At 71.5% G+C, this 14,991-nt stretch carries 21 protein-coding genes; 9 read left to right on the forward strand and 12 right to left on the reverse strand.

What is annotated here, in order from left to right; all coding sequences use genetic code 11:
* Positions 1-19: 19 nt before the first annotated feature.
* From purF to ASD11_RS00445, 4 genes are all read left to right on the forward strand, one after another.
* Complete coding sequence (purF, locus tag ASD11_RS00435) at positions 20-1,513, forward strand: amidophosphoribosyltransferase (protein WP_056281761.1); 1,494 nt, start codon at positions 20-22, stop codon at positions 1,511-1,513.
* Positions 1,510-2,580: a phosphoribosylformylglycinamidine cyclo-ligase gene (purM, locus tag ASD11_RS00440; protein WP_056281764.1), complete on the forward strand. Its 1,071-nt coding sequence runs from the start codon at positions 1,510-1,512 to the stop codon at positions 2,578-2,580. The genes purF and purM overlap by 4 nt, the downstream gene beginning before the upstream one ends.
* 132 nt (positions 2,581-2,712) lie before the next feature.
* Positions 2,713-2,895 (forward strand): DUF3073 domain-containing protein, encoded by a 183-nt coding sequence (locus ASD11_RS17655; RefSeq protein ID WP_082554065.1) that lies wholly within the window; start codon positions 2,713-2,715, stop codon positions 2,893-2,895.
* Entirely contained in the window at positions 2,895-3,512 is a 618-nt protein-coding gene (locus tag ASD11_RS00445) for an ATP-binding protein (RefSeq protein WP_162246445.1), read from the forward strand. The genes ASD11_RS17655 and ASD11_RS00445 overlap by 1 nt, the downstream gene beginning before the upstream one ends.
* Before the next feature lie 12 nt (positions 3,513-3,524).
* Here the strand turns inward: ASD11_RS00445 and ASD11_RS00450 are convergent, their stop codons facing one another.
* The 3 genes from ASD11_RS00450 to ASD11_RS00460 all read right to left on the reverse strand — a co-directional run bounded on the left by ASD11_RS00450 (position 3,525) and on the right by ASD11_RS00460 (position 6,184).
* A complete protein-coding gene (locus tag ASD11_RS00450; RefSeq protein ID WP_056281768.1) occupies positions 3,525-4,625 on the reverse strand; it encodes a Glu/Leu/Phe/Val dehydrogenase dimerization domain-containing protein in 1,101 nt (366 codons plus the stop codon).
* Positions 4,626-4,754: 129 nt separating this feature from the next.
* On the reverse strand, positions 4,755-5,558 hold the full coding sequence (locus tag ASD11_RS00455) for an SDR family NAD(P)-dependent oxidoreductase (RefSeq protein ID WP_056281771.1): 804 nt from the start codon (positions 5,556-5,558) through the stop codon (positions 4,755-4,757).
* On the reverse strand, positions 5,555-6,184 hold the full coding sequence (locus tag ASD11_RS00460) for a TetR/AcrR family transcriptional regulator (protein ID WP_056281775.1): 630 nt from the start codon (positions 6,182-6,184) through the stop codon (positions 5,555-5,557). The genes ASD11_RS00455 and ASD11_RS00460 overlap by 4 nt, the downstream gene beginning before the upstream one ends.
* Before the next feature lie 78 nt (positions 6,185-6,262).
* Between ASD11_RS00460 and ASD11_RS00465 the strand changes: the two genes are divergently transcribed.
* Entirely contained in the window at positions 6,263-7,153 is an 891-nt protein-coding gene (locus ASD11_RS00465; protein WP_056281778.1) for a sterol desaturase family protein, read from the forward strand.
* 19 nt (positions 7,154-7,172) lie between these two features.
* Here ASD11_RS00465 and ASD11_RS00470 read toward each other — a convergent pair whose 3' ends face one another.
* From ASD11_RS00470 to ASD11_RS00480, 3 genes are read right to left on the reverse strand one after another with little or no spacing between them, the layout of a single operon-like run.
* A complete protein-coding gene (locus tag ASD11_RS00470) occupies positions 7,173-7,928 on the reverse strand; it encodes an SDR family oxidoreductase (protein WP_056281779.1) in 756 nt (251 codons plus the stop codon).
* A gap of 29 nt (positions 7,929-7,957) precedes the next feature.
* Complete coding sequence (locus tag ASD11_RS00475; protein WP_056281782.1) at positions 7,958-8,479, reverse strand: DinB family protein; 522 nt, start codon at positions 8,477-8,479, stop codon at positions 7,958-7,960.
* A gap of 31 nt (positions 8,480-8,510) precedes the next feature.
* A complete protein-coding gene (locus ASD11_RS00480; RefSeq protein WP_056281784.1) occupies positions 8,511-9,716 on the reverse strand; it encodes a DUF4185 domain-containing protein in 1,206 nt (401 codons plus the stop codon).
* A gap of 27 nt (positions 9,717-9,743) precedes the next feature.
* Between ASD11_RS00480 and ASD11_RS00485 the strand changes: the two genes are divergently transcribed.
* Complete coding sequence (locus ASD11_RS00485; protein WP_056281786.1) at positions 9,744-10,712, forward strand: hypothetical protein; 969 nt, start codon at positions 9,744-9,746, stop codon at positions 10,710-10,712.
* Here the strand turns inward: ASD11_RS00485 and ASD11_RS00490 are convergent.
* From ASD11_RS00490 to ASD11_RS00500, 3 genes are all read right to left on the reverse strand, one after another.
* Complete coding sequence (locus tag ASD11_RS00490; protein ID WP_056281789.1) at positions 10,709-11,020, reverse strand: hypothetical protein; 312 nt, start codon at positions 11,018-11,020, stop codon at positions 10,709-10,711. The two genes, ASD11_RS00485 and ASD11_RS00490, sit on opposite strands and share 4 nt — an antisense overlap.
* A gap of 14 nt (positions 11,021-11,034) precedes the next feature.
* Positions 11,035-11,583, reverse strand: coding sequence for an NYN domain-containing protein (locus ASD11_RS00495; RefSeq protein WP_056281792.1), 549 nt, complete (start codon positions 11,581-11,583; stop codon positions 11,035-11,037).
* A gap of 74 nt (positions 11,584-11,657) precedes the next feature.
* On the reverse strand, positions 11,658-12,413 hold the full coding sequence (locus ASD11_RS00500; RefSeq protein WP_056281795.1) for an SDR family NAD(P)-dependent oxidoreductase: 756 nt from the start codon (positions 12,411-12,413) through the stop codon (positions 11,658-11,660).
* A 99-nt stretch (positions 12,414-12,512) separates the two neighbouring features.
* Here ASD11_RS00500 and ASD11_RS00505 point away from each other — a divergent pair, with 99 nt between their 5' ends.
* From ASD11_RS00505 to ASD11_RS00515, 3 genes are read left to right on the forward strand one after another with little or no spacing between them, the layout of a single operon-like run.
* Entirely contained in the window at positions 12,513-13,100 is a 588-nt protein-coding gene (locus ASD11_RS00505; protein WP_082554066.1) for a TetR/AcrR family transcriptional regulator, read from the forward strand.
* 10 nt (positions 13,101-13,110) lie between these two features.
* A complete protein-coding gene (locus ASD11_RS00510; protein WP_056281799.1) occupies positions 13,111-13,452 on the forward strand; it encodes a DUF1801 domain-containing protein in 342 nt (113 codons plus the stop codon).
* A gap of 2 nt (positions 13,453-13,454) precedes the next feature.
* Complete coding sequence (locus ASD11_RS00515) at positions 13,455-13,772, forward strand: DUF1330 domain-containing protein (protein ID WP_056281802.1); 318 nt, start codon at positions 13,455-13,457, stop codon at positions 13,770-13,772.
* Here the strand turns inward: ASD11_RS00515 and ASD11_RS00520 are convergent.
* From ASD11_RS00520 to ASD11_RS00530, 3 genes are read right to left on the reverse strand one after another with little or no spacing between them, the layout of a single operon-like run.
* Positions 13,769-14,089, reverse strand: a complete 321-nt coding sequence (locus ASD11_RS00520) for a hypothetical protein (RefSeq protein ID WP_056281805.1) — start codon at positions 14,087-14,089, stop codon at positions 13,769-13,771. The two genes, ASD11_RS00515 and ASD11_RS00520, sit on opposite strands and share 4 nt — an antisense overlap.
* A 47-nt stretch (positions 14,090-14,136) precedes the next feature.
* On the reverse strand, positions 14,137-14,499 hold the full coding sequence (locus ASD11_RS00525) for a DUF952 domain-containing protein (RefSeq protein WP_056281808.1): 363 nt from the start codon (positions 14,497-14,499) through the stop codon (positions 14,137-14,139).
* Entirely contained in the window at positions 14,496-14,942 is a 447-nt protein-coding gene (locus tag ASD11_RS00530; protein ID WP_056281811.1) for a MarR family winged helix-turn-helix transcriptional regulator, read from the reverse strand. The genes ASD11_RS00525 and ASD11_RS00530 overlap by 4 nt, the downstream gene beginning before the upstream one ends.
* Between the last annotated feature and the right edge of the window lie 49 nt (positions 14,943-14,991).

The following is a 14,991-nucleotide window of genomic DNA, read 5'->3' on the forward strand; positions in this document are numbered from 1 at the left end:
AGCCCCCTACACTGGACCCGTGGCACGTGGTGACGGTCGGCTGACGCACGACATCGACCCCCAGGACGTCGGACCCCAGGACGCCTGTGGCGTCTTCGGTGTGTGGGCTCCCGGTGAGGAGGTCGCCAAGCTCACGTACTACGGCCTGTACGCGCTGCAGCACCGTGGGCAGGAGTCGGCAGGCATCGCCGTGAGCAACGGGCGCCAGATCCTCGTCTACAAGGACATGGGCCTCGTCTCGCAGGTCTTCGACGAGTCCACGCTCGAGTCGCTCAAGGGCTCCATCGCCATCGGCCACGCGCGCTACAGCACCACCGGCGCCAGCGTCTGGCAGAACGCGCAGCCCACGTTCCGGCCCACCGCCAACGGCTCGGTCGCCCTCGGGCACAACGGCAACCTCACCAACACCCACGACCTCCAGCAGCTCCTGCTCGAGCGCACGGCCGACCAGGCCAAGGGTCGCAAGGGCGAGGGCGAGACCGCCACCACCGACACGTCGGTCATGGCCAGCCTGCTCGCCTCGTACCAGGACCGCTCCGTCGAGGAGGCCGCCCTCGAGGTGCTCCCGCGCCTGCGCGGAGCCTTCTCCCTCGTCTTCATGGACGAGAACACGCTCTACGCCGCGCGCGACCCGCAGGGCATCCGCCCGCTCGTGCTCGGCCGCCTGGAGCGCGGCTGGGTCGTCGCCTCCGAGACCGCCGCCCTCGACATCGTCGGCGCCTCGTACATCCGCGAGATCGAGCCCGGCGAGTTCATCGCCATCGACGAGGACGGCCTGCGCACCGAGCGCTTCGCCGAGGCCGCGCCCAAGGGCTGCATCTTCGAGTACGTCTACCTCGCGCGGCCCGACACCACCATCGCCGACCAGCGCGTCTTCACGGTGCGTCAGGACATTGGCCGCCAGCTCGCCCGTGAGTTCCCGGTCGACGCCGACCTCGTCATCCCCGTGCCGGAGTCCGGCACCCCCGCCGCCATCGGCTACGCCGCCGAGTCCGGCATCCCGTTCGGCCACGGGCTCGTCAAGAACTCGTACGTGGGCCGCACCTTCATCCAGCCGTCGCAGACCATCCGTCAGCTCGGCATCCGGCTCAAGCTCAACCCCCTGCGCGACGTGATCGCCGGCAAGCGCCTCGTGGTCGTCGACGACTCCATCGTCCGCGGCAACACCCAGCGCGCGCTCGTGCGCATGCTCCGCGAGTTCGGTGCGGCCGAGGTGCACGTGCGGATCTCCAGCCCGCCGGTCAAGTGGCCGTGCTTCTACGGCATCGACTTCGCCTCGCGTGCCGAGCTCATCGCCAACGGCATCAGCGTCGACGAGATCTGCCGCTCCATCGGAGCCGACTCGCTCGCCTACGTCTCGCTCGACAACCTCGTCGAGGCCACCAACGTGCCCAAGGAGAACCTCTGCCGGGCGTGCTTCGACGGCATCTACCCCGTCGCGCTCCCCGAGGACGACCTCATCGGCAAGCACCTGCTCGAGACCGACGCCAAGCCCCTCAAGGTGATCCAGTGAACGACCAGGCCGGCGCGTCGTACGCCGCTGCCGGTGTCTCCATCGAGGAGGGCGACCGCGCGGTCGAGCTCATGAAGGAGTGGGTCGAGAAGGCCCGCCGTCCTGAGGTCGTGGGCGGCATCGGCGGGTTCGCCGGACTCTTCGACGCCACCTCGCTCAAGTCGTACCGCCGTCCTCTGCTGGCCACGTCGGCCGACGGCGTGGGCACCAAGGTCCAGATCGCCCAGCGCATGGACCAGCACGACACCATCGGCTTCGACCTCGTCGGCATGCTCGTCGACGACCTCGTGGTCTGCGGGGCCGAGCCGCTCTTCATGACCGACTACATCGCCACCGGCAAGGTGGTGCCCGAGCGCATCGCCGAGATCGTCAAGGGCATCGCCCAGGCGTGCGCCGAGTCCGGCACCGCGCTGCTGGGCGGCGAGACCGCCGAGCACCCGGGCCTCCTCGCTCCCGACGAGTACGACATCGCGGGCTCCACCACGGGCGTCGTCGAGGCCGACCAGGTCATCGGCGCCGAGCTCGTCCGGCCGGGCGACGTCGTCATCGCCATGAAGTCGTCGGGCCTGCACTCCAACGGCTACTCGCTCGTGCGCCACGTCTTCTTCACGCACGCCGGCTGGGAGCTCGACCGCGAGGTCCCCGAGCTGGGCGGCGCGCTGGGCCAGACCCTGCTCGTGCCCACGCGCCTCTACACGCTGCCGAGCCTCGACCTGGTCAGGAAGCTCGACGTCCACGCCATGTCCCACGTGACGGGCGGCGGGCTGGCGGCCAACCTCGAGCGCGTCGTGCCCGACTCCGTGTCGGTCCGCATCGACCGCACCACCTGGACGCCGCAGGCCATCTTCTCGCTCGTCGCCGAGGTCGGGTCGGTCGCGCAGGCCGACCTCGAGCAGGCGCTCAACATGGGCGTCGGCATGGTCGCGCTCGTGGCACCCGACGACGCCGACGCCTCCATCCGCCTCCTCGCCGAGCACGGCATCGAGGCCTGGGTGGCCGGCGACGTCGCCGATGCCGGTGTCCACGGGGCCGGCGGAACCGTCACCCTCACGGGGGACCACGCCTGATCCGGCCCTGAACCGCAGGACCGAACCCCCGGGAAACACGCTGGACCTGGGGGTACTGCGTCGTTCCGTGGAGATGTTGGGTAGGCTGAGCAGCACGACATCACTGACTATTCTGTGCGAGGGGGTCGACCCATGGGGCGCGGCCGTGCAAAGGCAAAGCAGACCAAGGTTGCACGCGACCTGAAGTATCGGACACCTGATACCGACTTCGGGAACCTGCAACGAGAACTCCACGGTGACTCGGGTGAACCGATCCCCGAGCAGTATGCCGATCTCGCAGATCCGGACCGGTACAAGGACCGCGACGCCAGCTGATGCTGCCGGGCCTGCGCACCACGCATGACTGGACGACCTACGTCGATCCAGATCATGTGCGGCAGGTTCGCGAGGATCTCTCGCACTGGCAGGGCGACAGCCTCGAGCACCTCGTGCTCGAGGTGCTGGCGTATGCGCTCGACGAGGCCGTGCACGGCAGCACGCGGGCTGTCCACGTGCGTCGTCATGACGACGGCTCGTGGTCGGTGCAGGACGACGGCCGCGGCACCGACACCCGTCTGGACGCGCGTGGGGTCCCGGTGGTCAAGCCGGTGATGGCCACGCCCGACCTGAGGTTCTTCGACGCCGGCAGCGACGAGGTGCTGGCCGACGGCTTCCGGCGTTCCGGCATGTCGGTCGTGACGGCTGCGTCGGCGTGGCTCGTCCACGAGAACCGACGGGACGACGGCGCCTGGCGCACGCGGTACGAGAGCGGACTGCCGGTGGGCGACCCGGAGAGCATCGAGCCCGACGGCACGTCAGGCACGCTGGTCCGGTTCCTGCCGGACCCGTCGCTCGTGTCCCTCGAAGGTGCCGGGCAGGTGGGTGCGCTGTGCCGCGGGGCCGCGGCCGGCCACGCCGTCGACCTCACGATCGACGACGCAGCCGGCTCCTGAGCGGCTCCTGCCTCAGCGCGGCAGGTGGATCTGACCGAGACGGCCGACGGCGTGCATCCGCTGCTCGGCCTGGCGGTCGGCGGCCTCCGCCGTGGTGATGCCCTCGGAGGAGGCGCGCTCGAGGACGGCCAGCGTCGTGTCGAAGATGCCGGTGGCACGGGCCTGGGCGCGCTCGAACGAGAACCCGTGGGGGTCGAGCTCGTCGGCCACCTGGATGACGCCGCCCGCGTTGACGCAGTAGTCGGGCGCGTAGGAGATGCCGCGCTCGGTCAGGAGCTTGGCGGTGCCCTCGTGAGCCAGCTGGTTGTTGGCGCCGCCGCACACGACGGTGGCCGAGAGCGCGGCCACGACCTCGTCGCTCAGGGCGTGCCCGAGGGCGCAGGGAGAGAAGACGTCGAGCTGCTCCGCCACGAGCGCCTCGGCGGACTCCACGACGCGCACCTGGGGGAAGCGTGCGGTGATGGCGGCGGTGGCCTCGGGGCTGGGGTCGGTGACGACGACCTGGGCGTCCTCCTCGACGAGGTGAGCGACGAGGTGCTTGCCGACCTTGCCGACACCGGTGATGCCGACGGTCCTGCCCGCGAGCGACGGGCTGCCCCACACGTGCTGAGCGCTCGCGCGCATGCCCTGGTAGACGCCGAAGGCGGTGAGGACCGAGGAGTCGCCGGCGCCGCCGTGCTCGATGGTGCGGCCGGTGACGTAGGAGGTCTCGCGGGCGATGACGTCCATGTCGGGGCTGAAGGTGCCGACGTCGCACGCGGTGAAGTACCGGCCACCGAGCGACTCGACGAAGCGGCCGTAGGCGCGCAGCAGGGCCTCGGTCTTGAGGGTCCTGGGGTCGCCGATGATGACGGCCTTGCCGCCGCCGAGGTCGAGGCCGGCGAGGGCGTTCTTGTAGGCCATGCCCTGGCTCAGGTCGAGGACGTCGGCGAGGGCGGCCGCCTCGGAGGCGTACGGGTAGAACCGGGTCCCGCCGAGTCCGGGGCCGAGGGCCGTGGAGTGCAGCGCGACGATGGCGCGGAGTCCGCTCGCCTCGTCGTGGCAGAAGACGACCTGCTCGTGGCGGTGGCCGAAGACGGATCCGGCCGGGTCGGGCGTGGGTGCAGTGGTCACGGTGGTGCTTCCTGTCGAGGTTCTGGAGCGCGGTGGTGGGCGCTCCACGGGGTCGGCCCGCGGGGTGGTGCGGACTCCCTCGGATGCTACTCGCCGTGGCGGTCCGCCGATAGGTCGATCCGAGGTCGGTCAGGAGCGGGTGCGGCGCCGCAGGTTGCGGTCCATCTGACGGAAGAGCGGGGCGGAGACCTTGGTGATGACGCCGGGGAGCACGGCCATGCCGGCCTCGGTGACGGCGCCGGCGAGGCTCGTGACGCGGGTGGGGCGGTCGAGGGCGGCCTTGACGAGCCATCCGCCGGCCTGGTCGGCGCTCATCATCCGCATGGCGGCGTAGATGTCGGTGGCGCCGGACATCTCGGTGCGGACCATGGGGAAGTAGACGATGGTCGTGCTGATGCCGTCGTGGCCCAGCTCGGCGGCCAGGGAGCGCGCGTACGACTCCACCGCGCTCTTGCTGGCGAGGTAGGCGGAGAAGAGGGGGATGGGGAGCTGGGTCGACATCGTGGAGCTGAAGACCACGTGACCGCGGCCCTGCGCCAGCATCGACGGCAGCAGCGCCTGCGTGAGGCGCACCGACCCGATGTAGTTCACGGCCATGACGCGCTCGTGGTCGTGCAGCCGGTCGAGCGAGGCCTTGATGGAGCGTCGGATGGAGCGGCCCGCGTTGTTGACCAGCACGTCGACGTGGCCGTGGTCGGCCAGGACCTGCTCGACAGTGGCGTGGGTGGCGGCGTCGTCGGTGAGGTCGACCGGGTAGGCGTAGGCCTCGCCGCCGTCGGCCTGGATGGCGGCACGGACCTGCTCGAGCTCGTCGGCGCGGCGGGCGAGCAGGCACACCACGGCGCCGCGTGCGGCCAGCTGACGGGCGGCGGACGCGCCGATGCCGCTGGAGGAGCCGGTGATCACGACGACCTGCCCGGCGGCCGACCTCATCGGGACAGGTCCTGGCCGGCGGCGTCGACGAAGAGAGCAGCGACGAGGCGCATGCTGCGCTGCGTCATCTGCTCCGCCGTCTGGTCGGGATGGTCGAGCCACCAGTTCACGAGGGAGTCGACGATGCCGAGCCACACGCCGGTCATGGCCGAGACGTCGAGCTCGTCGGTGACCCCGGCCAGCTCCAGGAGCTCGGCGACACCCTCGTGCGCCAGCTTGGCCAGCCGTGCCGTGTGGGTGGCGGCGATGCCTGCCACGTCGCCGGTGGCGGGGGCGGTCGGGTCGAAGGACAGCCGCCAGAGGTAGGGCTGCGGCTCGAGCACCGAGAACATGCCCTCGAGCGTGCGGATGCCCCGGTCGATGCCGACGGCGTCGCCCCCGGCGATGCGCTCGATCTCGTCGCCGAGGATGGCGCCGGCGCGGTCGAGGCAGGCGGCGTAGAGGCCGTCCTTGGAGCCGAAGTAGTTGTAGACCAGAGGCTTGGAGATCCCGGCGCGGTCGGCGACGGTGGCCACCGACGTGCCCGCGTAGCCCTGCGTGCCGAACTCCTCGGACGCTGCGGCCAGGATCTGCTGCTCGCGGTCGATCCGGGGGACGCCCTTGGTTCCGGCGTTGGGACGAGCCATGGGAACAGGCTAGCGCACAGTATGACCTCGTGGTAACTTACCGAAAGGTCATATCTGGAACGGACGTGAGGAGCACGCATGGAGGACCTGCTGGACCCGCTCAAGAACCCCGTGACGTACGCGGCGCCGTTCTTCCTGCTCACGATCGTGATCGAGATGGCCGCCCTGAAGTGGCTCGACCACGACGACAACGTGACGGGCTACGCCCTGAAGGACGCCCGCGCCTCCATCTCCATGGGTGTGCTCTCGCTCTTCTTCCTCACGGCGTTCAAGATCGTCACCTTCTTCGCCTTCATCGCCGTCTTCACCTACCTCGCGCCGTTCCAGCTGCCCACCGACACGTGGTGGTACTGGGTGCTGGTGGTGCTGGGGGTCGACCTCGGCTACTACTGGCACCACCGCTTCAGCCACCGCGTGCGCATCGCCTGGGCCGGCCACCAGGCCCACCACTCGAGCGAGTTCATGAACTTCGGGACCGCGCTGCGACAGAAGTGGAACCCGTGGTTCGAGTTCTTCTTCTGGCTCCCGCTGCCGTTCCTCGGCTTCGCGCCCTGGACGCTCTACGTGGCCTTCGGCGTGAACCTGATCTTCCAGTTCTACGTGCACACCGAGCTCGTCGACAAGCTGTGGCGGCCCGTCGAGTACGTCTTCAACACGCCCTCGCACCACCGGGTCCACCACGGGAGCGACCCGGAGTACCTCGACAAGAACTACGGCGGCATGCTCATCGTCTGGGACCGGCTCTTCAGGTCGTTCGCCGAGGAGAAGCAGCGTCCCACGTACGGACTCACCAAGAAGGTCGACACGTACAACCTGCTCAAGCTGCAGTACGGCGACTACGTCGAGATCGCGCGCGACGTGCGGTCCGCGCGTGGCTGGCGCACCAAGTGGGGCTACGTGTTCGGTCCGCCCGGCTGGACGCCCGCGGACCAGGCAGCACCCGAGCCCGCCGTCCTTCCTCGCCGCTAGCCCCACCCCGGGATGGGGCTCAGAGCGCGCGGGTGATCCCGCCGTCGACCGGGAGGCTGACTCCCGTGAGGTATCCGGCGGCGGGCGAGAGCAGGAACGCGGCGGCGCGGCCGAACTCCTCGGGGCGCCCGTAGCGGCGCAGCGGGATGCTGCTCTCGACCCGTTCGCGAGTGGCCGCGGCGTCGCCGCTCAGGGCGTCGAGCTCCTGGACGCGCTCGGTGTCGACGCGGCCGGGAAGCAGCGCGTTGACGCGGATGCCGCGCGGACCGAGCTCGTCGGCCAGCGTCTTGGCCACCATGGCGAGTCCGGGCCGCAGCCCGTTGGAGATGGCGAGCCCCGGCATGGGGGCCTTGGCCGACGTGGACAGCACGAGGGCGATGGATCCGCCGTCGGAGAGGTTCTCGGCCACGGTGGTGGCGAGCCGCACGCCGCCGAGGAACACCGACTCGAAGGCGTCGCGCCACTGCTGGTCGGTCGTGTCGGTGACGCTCGTGGCCGGTGGTCCGCCGACGCTCACGAGTGCGCCGTGCAGCCCTCCGAAGTGCTCCTGAGCCACGGCCACGAGCGCCGTGGCGGTGTCCTCGCCGGCGTTGTCGGCCGCCACGCCGACGGCGCGCTCGCCGAGCCGCTCGACGGCGGCGTCGACGGACTCCTGCGAGCGGGACGAGACGACGACGTTGGCGCCGTCGGCCACGAGTGACTCTGCGGTGGCCAGGCCGAGGCCTCGGCTCCCGCCGGTGACGATGTACGTGCGTCCAGAGAGTCCGAGGTCCATGCCTGCGAACCTAGCGCGGGGGGAGTGGCTCAGCCCATGGACTTCTGGCCGTCGATGGACTCGCGGATGATGTCGGCGTGGCCGGCGTGCTGCGCGGTCTCGGCCACGACGTGCAGGAACACGCGCCGGGCGCTCCAGCTGGCGCCCGGCTCGAACCAGGGAGCCTCGGGCAGCGGCTGCGTGGCGTCGAGGTCGGTGGTCTCGACGAGCCGGTCGGTCACCGAGGCCACGGCGCGGTAGTCGGCGACGACGCCGTCGAGCGTCTCTCCCTCGAGGAGCCGGAACCCCTCCTGGCGTGCCTTGACCTCCGGCGGCGGGTCGGTCCAGTCGATGTCGAGCCAGTCGACCTGGTTCTGGTCGGCGGGGCCGTCGAGGACGAACCGTGTCCACTCCTGCTCCGTGGAGGCCACGTGCTTGACGAGGCCGCCGAGGGTGAGCTCGCTGGCCGTGGGCGCGCTGCGGGCCTGGTCGTCCGTCAGCCCCCGGACCGTGAGCAGGAAAAGCTCGCGATGCTTGCGCAGGGACTCGAGCAGGTCGGTGCGTTCACTCATGCCTCGACCGTATGCCGCCCGACCCACACATCTAGGGGACGTCCGGGAGGCGGACGCGCAGGAAGCGCGGCCGGTAGAGGAACGGGTCGTCCGCCACCTTGGCGAGGTCGGTGTTGTTCTGGCTGTAGGACACCACGACCGTGCCGGGCTCGGGCAGCAGGTCGGGATGGGCCAGCGGCATGTAGCGGAGCGCTCCCGTGCCCGCGTCCGACGGGATGGAGGCCAGCGGTGCGCTCGCCGTGAACGGCCCGGTGGGCGAGGGCGCGGACCAGATGACGAGGTCGGAGCCGAGGAACTCGTCGCGCTTGCTGACGGCGAACCAGCGGCCGTCCTGCTCGAACACGCTGAGGGTCTGCGAGACCCCGCCCTCCGCGTCGATGAGCTGGACGGCGTCGGACGCCGAGCCCTGCCAGCGCGTGCCGTTCCAGTACTGCCAGCGGGAGGTGTCGGTGATGTCGTCGGGACGGACCCGCGCCACCCGGAGGGAGAAGCCGAAGACCAGCTTCTTGGCGGCGTCGCGGGGGCGGGCCGTCCCGTAGAGGTAGACCCACCCGTCGTGCACCGCCGCTGCAGCACCCCACGTGGGACGGCTGGGGTCGCTGCTGTCGCGCCCGAAGTCCTCGACGTCGACGAGCTGAGGCGTTCCTCCGCGCCGCACGATGAACAGGGCGAAGGAGGGACCGAGGTTGTCGAAGGCCTGCGGCCCGTCCGGCGCGTCGGAGCCCTTGACCCGCTGCAGGCCGACGCCCACGAGGTCGTAGCCGTCGCGAGGGATGCTCGCCACGGACATGGGCCAGTAGCCCACCCCGTCCTTGCGGTCCGGGACGAGGGCGCCGCGGTCGGCCGGAGTCACCACCCGGACGCAGGCGGGGTCGAAGAGGAGCATCGAGTTGCGCACGAAGCGCTGCCCGTCGTAGTCGCGGGAACGGAGGGTGTCGCCGAAGACCCAGAGCCGACGGCCGTCCTGGAGCGTCGTGTCGGCTCCGACGTCGGCGCCCTCGAACTCCCCGCTGCCGCGCAGCGCCCCCACGAACAGGTTCAGCTGGTCCACCGTCGTGGCCGCGGGCAGGGGCTGGCACGGGCTCAGCTCCGCCGGGGTCGTGGAGACGGCGGCGGGAGCATCGGGGTCGGGCGCCACCGCGAGAGCGGCCGCCATGAGGGCGATGGCCGGCACCGTCACGAGCAGCACCCGCAGTCGCCACGGCACGCGGAGGGCGCGCGTGCGGGCGAGGGGCATGCCCCCATTCTCAGTACGCTGCGTGTCATGCGTGCAGGCACCCGCTCGACGGTGACGGCGGCGGTCCTCGTGGTGGTCGTCCTGGGGCAGGCCCTGGTGGTCTGGAGCCTCGCCGCCGGACGCCCGTCACTGCACCACGCCGACGTCGTCGTGGCCGGCCCCGACGCCGTCGCCCGGCTCGCGGCCGACGACCTCCGTGAGCGCGGCGGCGGTCGCCTGGACGCGGTTGCGGTGGCCTCGACGCGGGACGCCGAGCGAGCCGTGGCCGACGGTCGTGCGGTCGCCGGCTACGTGATCGACCTCCGCGACGACCGCACCCGCGTGCTCCTGTCAGCGGCCAACGGCGGCCGCCTCGACGCGCAGCTCCGCGACCAGGGACTCGACGTCCTGGCGCGCTACACCTCCACGCACGACGTCGCCTACGTCGGCGAGCCGCCGGGCGAAGGGCCGTCACGCGGGCTCGTGCGGACCTCGGTCCTCGCGGCCGTGGTCCTCGGCTGGTTGCTCGCGATCGTCGCGACCGTCCGGGCGGGCCCCGTCGACGACACCTTCCTGGCCGGGCTGGGCCGGGTCGCCCGCCTGGCAGCGGGCTCGGTGGGGCTGGGGGTCGTGGCGCTCGTCGTCGGCCTCGCCGCAGGCGCCGGGCCGTGGCTCGGTGTCGTCGTGGCGGCGTCTGCGCTCGTCGCGGCCGTCACCACCACGGCCCTGGAGAGTCTGCTGGGCGTGTACGGGATCGCGGTCGCGACCTTCTTGTTCGTCCTGTCCGCGGGGCCGCTGCTGACCGGGGCGGCCACCGAGATGCTCCCCGACCCATGGTCGGGGCTGACGCCCTACCTGCTGCACGGCGGTGCGCTCGACGCCGCGGACGGCCTGGTCCTCGGACTCCACCACCGAGGCCTGCACGGCGCCGCGGTCCTCCTGGTGTGGGTGGTCGGCTCGGTGCTGACGCTCACGGTGGCCCGCCGGGAACGGCAGCGCGCCGGGGTGGAGCTCTAGTCGATGCTCCAGCGCTCGAGGAACTCGTCCTCGGTGAGCTCCTCCAGCTGGGCCCGCACGTGGGCCACCTGGATGGCCGTCTCCTCGGACCCGTGCACCGCCACGCGCAGCACCTCGGACGCGTCGTCGCGCCGACGAACGACCACGTCGCCGAACGAGGGCTCGTCGAGGACCCCGAGGCCGGCGGCGTAGACGCGCAGCGGCAGGGTGGCGACCCGAAGGACGCGTCGGCGCCGGGAGGTGGGTGCCTCCACGGACACCGTGAGGACCGCGCCCGCCAGGGGCTCCTCGTCCGCGACCGACGTCATGACAGGGCTCCCGCTCAGAGGAACTGGAGCGGGTCGAACTCGTCGATCGCGATGACGCGCAGGCGAGGCAGCTCGGTGTTGAAGGCCCGGACGTCGTACTCGAGGTCGTAGAGCTCGAGGCCGCGGTCGGCCAGGCCGGCCCACGCGCCGTTGCGCAGCTCGTTGAACGCGATGAGCCCCGTGCGGCGCGACCCCAGGAGGTCGGTCATCTGGGGGATGAAGTCGCCGTCGCCACTGGCCAGCAGGACGTCGCCGTCGCGCTCCTTGAGCGCCTCGAGCGTGCGCTGGATGGCGATGTCGACGACCTTCTGGTCCGGCGAGCCCGACAGCGGGATGGGCTTGTAGCCCAGTGCCGTGAGGGCCTGCACGAACGACATGGGCATCTCGCCGTTGACGGCCAGGAAGAACAGTCCGGAGACGGGCTGGTCCCACAGGTCCTCGGCCCACGTGAGCAGACGGTCCCACCGCGGCCGCTCCTGGGGCTGTGGCCGCCGGGCCAGGATGGACTGTCCGAGCGTGGCGTCGATGTTCTCACCGTCGACGAGCACGTAGGTCTGGGCCATGCTCAGGACCTTACTGCCCATCCGGCCCGGTGGCTGGCCAGTGCCGACGCGGCGACCGGGTCAGGGCCTCGACCTCACTGGGCGGCGTAGCCGCCGTCGACGAGGTGGTAGCTCCCCGTGATGAAGGAGGCGGCGTCGGAGACCAGGAACGCGGTCAGCGCGGCGACCTCGTCGACCGTGCCCAGGCGGCCGAGTGCGTGCTTGGCCGCCAGGCCCGCCTGGGCCTCGGCGTCGAGGTTGGCCTCGAGCAGCGGGGTCGTGATGAAGCCGGGGCCCACGGCCGTGACGCGGACGCCGTCGGCGGCGTGCTCGAGGGCGGCGTTCTTGGTGAGGCCGAGGAGCGCGTGCTTGGACGTGACGTAGGCAGACGAGCCGGCGATGCCGACCGAGCCGAGCACCGAGGCCATGTTGACGATGGCGCCGCCACCATGGGACGCCATCGCGGGGATCTGCGCCTTCATCGAGTAGAAGACGCCGCTGAGGTTCACGTCGATGACCTTGCGCCAGGCGTCCTCGGGGTACTCGGCCACCGGGGCGGGAGGTCCGCCCACTCCGGCGTTGTTCACGGCGATGCGCAGCGGCGCGAGCTCCTCGGCGGCCGCGACGGCTGCGCGGGCCACCTCGGGGTCGGACGCGTCGCCGACGAAGGCCGCGGCGGTGCCGCCGGCGGTCAGGATCTCCTGGGTCACGGCCTCGGCCGCGGACGGGTCGAGGTCGTGCACGAGCACGGCCGCACCGTTCTGGGCCAGCAGCAGGGCCACGCCGCGCCCGATCCCTGATCCTGCTCCGGTCACGATCGCGGACCGGTCTGCCACGTCATAGGTCGCCATGATGTTCTCCTTCGTCGTTGTCCGACAGGTGTCGGAGTTCTAATACTACAAACGTCGGATAGCCTGACGCCATTCCCCCGATCAACGAGGTGGTGCACCGTGGACGTCCGACGCAGGCGCAGCCGTGACCGGCTGCATCGTGCTGTGCTCGAGCTCGCCCGCACGTCGCCCGTCTCGGAGCTCACGGTCACGCAGGTGGCGAGGGCGGCCGGAGTCCACCGCTCCACGTTCTACGAGCACGCCGACTCGACCACCGACCTCCTGCAGGCGGCCCTCCTGTCCGAGCTCGACGCGCTCCGCGCCGACCTGCTCGCCGACCCCTCGGCCGCTGCAGTGCACCAGGTGACGAGGGGCGTCCTCGAGCACGTGCGCACGCACGCACCGATCTACCGCCGCGGCCTCGCGTCGGACGCCGGCTCGGCGGCGCTCCACGGGATGTTGTCGGAGCACTTCCTGGAGTCGTCGCGTCAGGTGCTGCGGTCCGGCCGGCTCCGGGTGCCGCTCCACCTCGAGGGTGAGCCGGACGGCGTGACGGCCGACGCGGCCGCACGCTTCGTGGCCTCCGGCACCGTCGGGGTCATCCAGGCCTGGCTGGAACGGGCAGGCGAGCCCGACGTCGCGAGCTTCGAGGCTCTCTACGACGCGCTCGTGCCCGACTGGTGGCTCGTGGGCGCCCGCGCTGAGTAGGCTCCGGCCCATGAGCGACGACTGGCGTGACGACCTGGTCCGGACCGTGCGCGACCTCGTCCACGAGGCCGTGCCGGGCGTGGACGAGGAGGCCAAGTGGAAGAAGGCCTCCAACCCCGACGGCGTGCCGACCTTCTCCAGGTCCGGCCTCATCTGCACCGTCGAGACGTACAAGGACAAGGTGAAGGTGACCTTCGCCAAGGGGGCCTCGGTGCCCGACCCGACGTCGGTCTTCAACGCGAGCCTCGACGCCGGGACCCGTCGCGCGGTCGACCTCTTCGGCCCTGACGACCTGCGTGCGGACGACTTCGTCGCGGTCGTGAAGGCCGCCGCCGCCCTGAACGAGGCCTGACCGTGGCCGACGGTCAGGACGGTGCCGCCGAGCTGCGGCTGTGCTGCCTGCTCTGGGCATTGCCGGGTCGCCGACAGGCCATGGCCGACTACGAGGACGCTGTCCTCGCGCTCGTGCCGGAGCACGGAGGAACCGTGCTGCAGCGGGTGCTGTCGACCGACGAGGACGGGAGTGGGACGCCCGACGAGGTGCAGCTGTTCCGGTTCCCCGACCGCGCAGCCCTCGACGGCTTCATGGCGGACCCACGACGGCTCGCGCTCGCCCCGCAGCGTGACGCCAGCGTCGCGCGGACGCAGCTCTTCGCAGTGGGCGAGCGCTAGTCCGAGACTCCTTCGTCGAGCGCCTCCAGCTCCGCCAGGGCGGAACGCGCCTGGTCGAGGCGCTCCTGCTCGCTGCGGTCCCACCACCGCTCGCCGCGCTCCCCGAGTCCGCGCTTGGCCAGCCCCACCCGCTCACGCGCCCGGGAGACTGCGGCGTCGTCGCCGGACCGCTTCGCGGTCCTGACGCCCGAGCGCCCGCGGCCGAGGTGCGCCTTCAGCGCCTCGACGACGTCGTCCGGGAGGCTCGGGTCGGTGCGCCGCCAGCGTCGTCCGTCGACGACGAGCCAGCGCTCGTCGTCGTGGGGATCGTCGGCCATGCCCTCATCGCACCTGCCGCGGGTGCCGGGCGCAACCCGGCGTCCGCTCAGGCCTCGTGCGGCTCCAGGGAGACCGCACGGTCGTCCTCGTCCCAGACCACGCGCAGGACCGACGTGACGGCGTCGCGGTCGACGGGGCCGAAGACGTGTGGGAACAGCACGTCGGTGGAGACGCCCTCGGGCGGTGCCGGGTGCGCCGCCTCGAGGACCACGTCGGACCGGAGGGCGTCCGCGTCGATCACGAGCGCGAGCAGGGGGCGGGGTGCGCCGCGATAGAACGCGTTGGCGACGGCCAGGGCGACGGACTCGTCACCGGCGCAGTGCACGAACCCCTCCTCGGCGAGGCTGGCCGGCGCGTAGGGCTGGGACGGGTCGCGGGACCAGTCGACGAGCGGGACCAGGTGGATCACGAGGGCGCCTCCTGCAGGGACCGGAGCATGCTCCCCAGGATCCTCGACGCGCCGGCCCGCTCGTCCGCTGTCAGGCCGCCCACCATCCTGAGCTCGACGGACCGGACCGCCTCGGTCGCCTGCGCGAGGCTGCGTCGGCCGCTCGGCGTGAGCTGCGTCGGGAGGACCCTGCCGACGGCCGCCTCGGCCGGGCGGGTGACGAAGCCGTCGCGCTCGAGGGCCTGGAGGAGCACGTTCATCGACTGGCGGGTGACGAACGCGCCCCGCGCCAGCTCGGAGCCCGAGAGGCCGGGTCGCTGTGACAGCAGCTCGAGGCACGAGTAGTGCGTGATGGTCATCCCGAGCGGCCGCAGGACGTCCTCCATCGCGGCGCGCAGCGCGCTCGAGGCCTGCTTCAGCAGGTACCCCAGCGATGTGTCCAGGTCGATGCCGCCTTGACTCATGTCAGTAGTCTGACATACATTCAGCGATGTCAGATAACTGACATCAAGG

It is taken from the genome of Aeromicrobium sp. Root495, assembly GCF_001426755.1.
GTDB lineage: Bacteria > Actinomycetota > Actinomycetes > Propionibacteriales > Nocardioidaceae > Aeromicrobium.

Coding starts and splice junctions, on each gene's coding strand:
- ASD11_RS17655 (WP_082554065.1), top strand. CDS start 2,713: ATGGGGCGCGGCCGTGCAAAGGCAAAGCAGACCAAGGTTGCACGCGAC.
- ASD11_RS00445 (WP_162246445.1), top strand. CDS start 2,895: ATGCTGCCGGGCCTGCGCACCACGCATGACTGGACGACCTACGTCGAT.
- ASD11_RS00475 (WP_056281782.1), bottom strand. CDS start 8,479: ATGAGTGAACGCACCGACCTGCTCGAGTCCCTGCGCAAGCATCGCGAG.
- ASD11_RS00490 (WP_056281789.1), bottom strand. CDS start 11,020: ATGACGTCGGTCGCGGACGAGGAGCCCCTGGCGGGCGCGGTCCTCACG.
- ASD11_RS00500 (WP_056281795.1), bottom strand. CDS start 12,413: ATGGCGACCTATGACGTGGCAGACCGGTCCGCGATCGTGACCGGAGCA.
- ASD11_RS00485 (WP_056281786.1), top strand. CDS start 9,744: ATGCGTGCAGGCACCCGCTCGACGGTGACGGCGGCGGTCCTCGTGGTG.
- ASD11_RS00480 (WP_056281784.1), bottom strand. CDS start 9,716: ATGCCCCTCGCCCGCACGCGCGCCCTCCGCGTGCCGTGGCGACTGCGG.
- ASD11_RS00470 (WP_056281779.1), bottom strand. CDS start 7,928: ATGGACCTCGGACTCTCTGGACGCACGTACATCGTCACCGGCGGGAGC.
- ASD11_RS00460 (WP_056281775.1), bottom strand. CDS start 6,184: ATGGCTCGTCCCAACGCCGGAACCAAGGGCGTCCCCCGGATCGACCGC.
- ASD11_RS00530 (WP_056281811.1), bottom strand. CDS start 14,942: ATGAGTCAAGGCGGCATCGACCTGGACACATCGCTGGGGTACCTGCTG.
- ASD11_RS00495 (WP_056281792.1), bottom strand. CDS start 11,583: ATGGCCCAGACCTACGTGCTCGTCGACGGTGAGAACATCGACGCCACG.
- ASD11_RS00510 (WP_056281799.1), top strand. CDS start 13,111: ATGAGCGACGACTGGCGTGACGACCTGGTCCGGACCGTGCGCGACCTC.
- ASD11_RS00465 (WP_056281778.1), top strand. CDS start 6,263: ATGGAGGACCTGCTGGACCCGCTCAAGAACCCCGTGACGTACGCGGCG.
- ASD11_RS00455 (WP_056281771.1), bottom strand. CDS start 5,558: ATGAGGTCGGCCGCCGGGCAGGTCGTCGTGATCACCGGCTCCTCCAGC.
- ASD11_RS00520 (WP_056281805.1), bottom strand. CDS start 14,089: ATGGCCGACGATCCCCACGACGACGAGCGCTGGCTCGTCGTCGACGGA.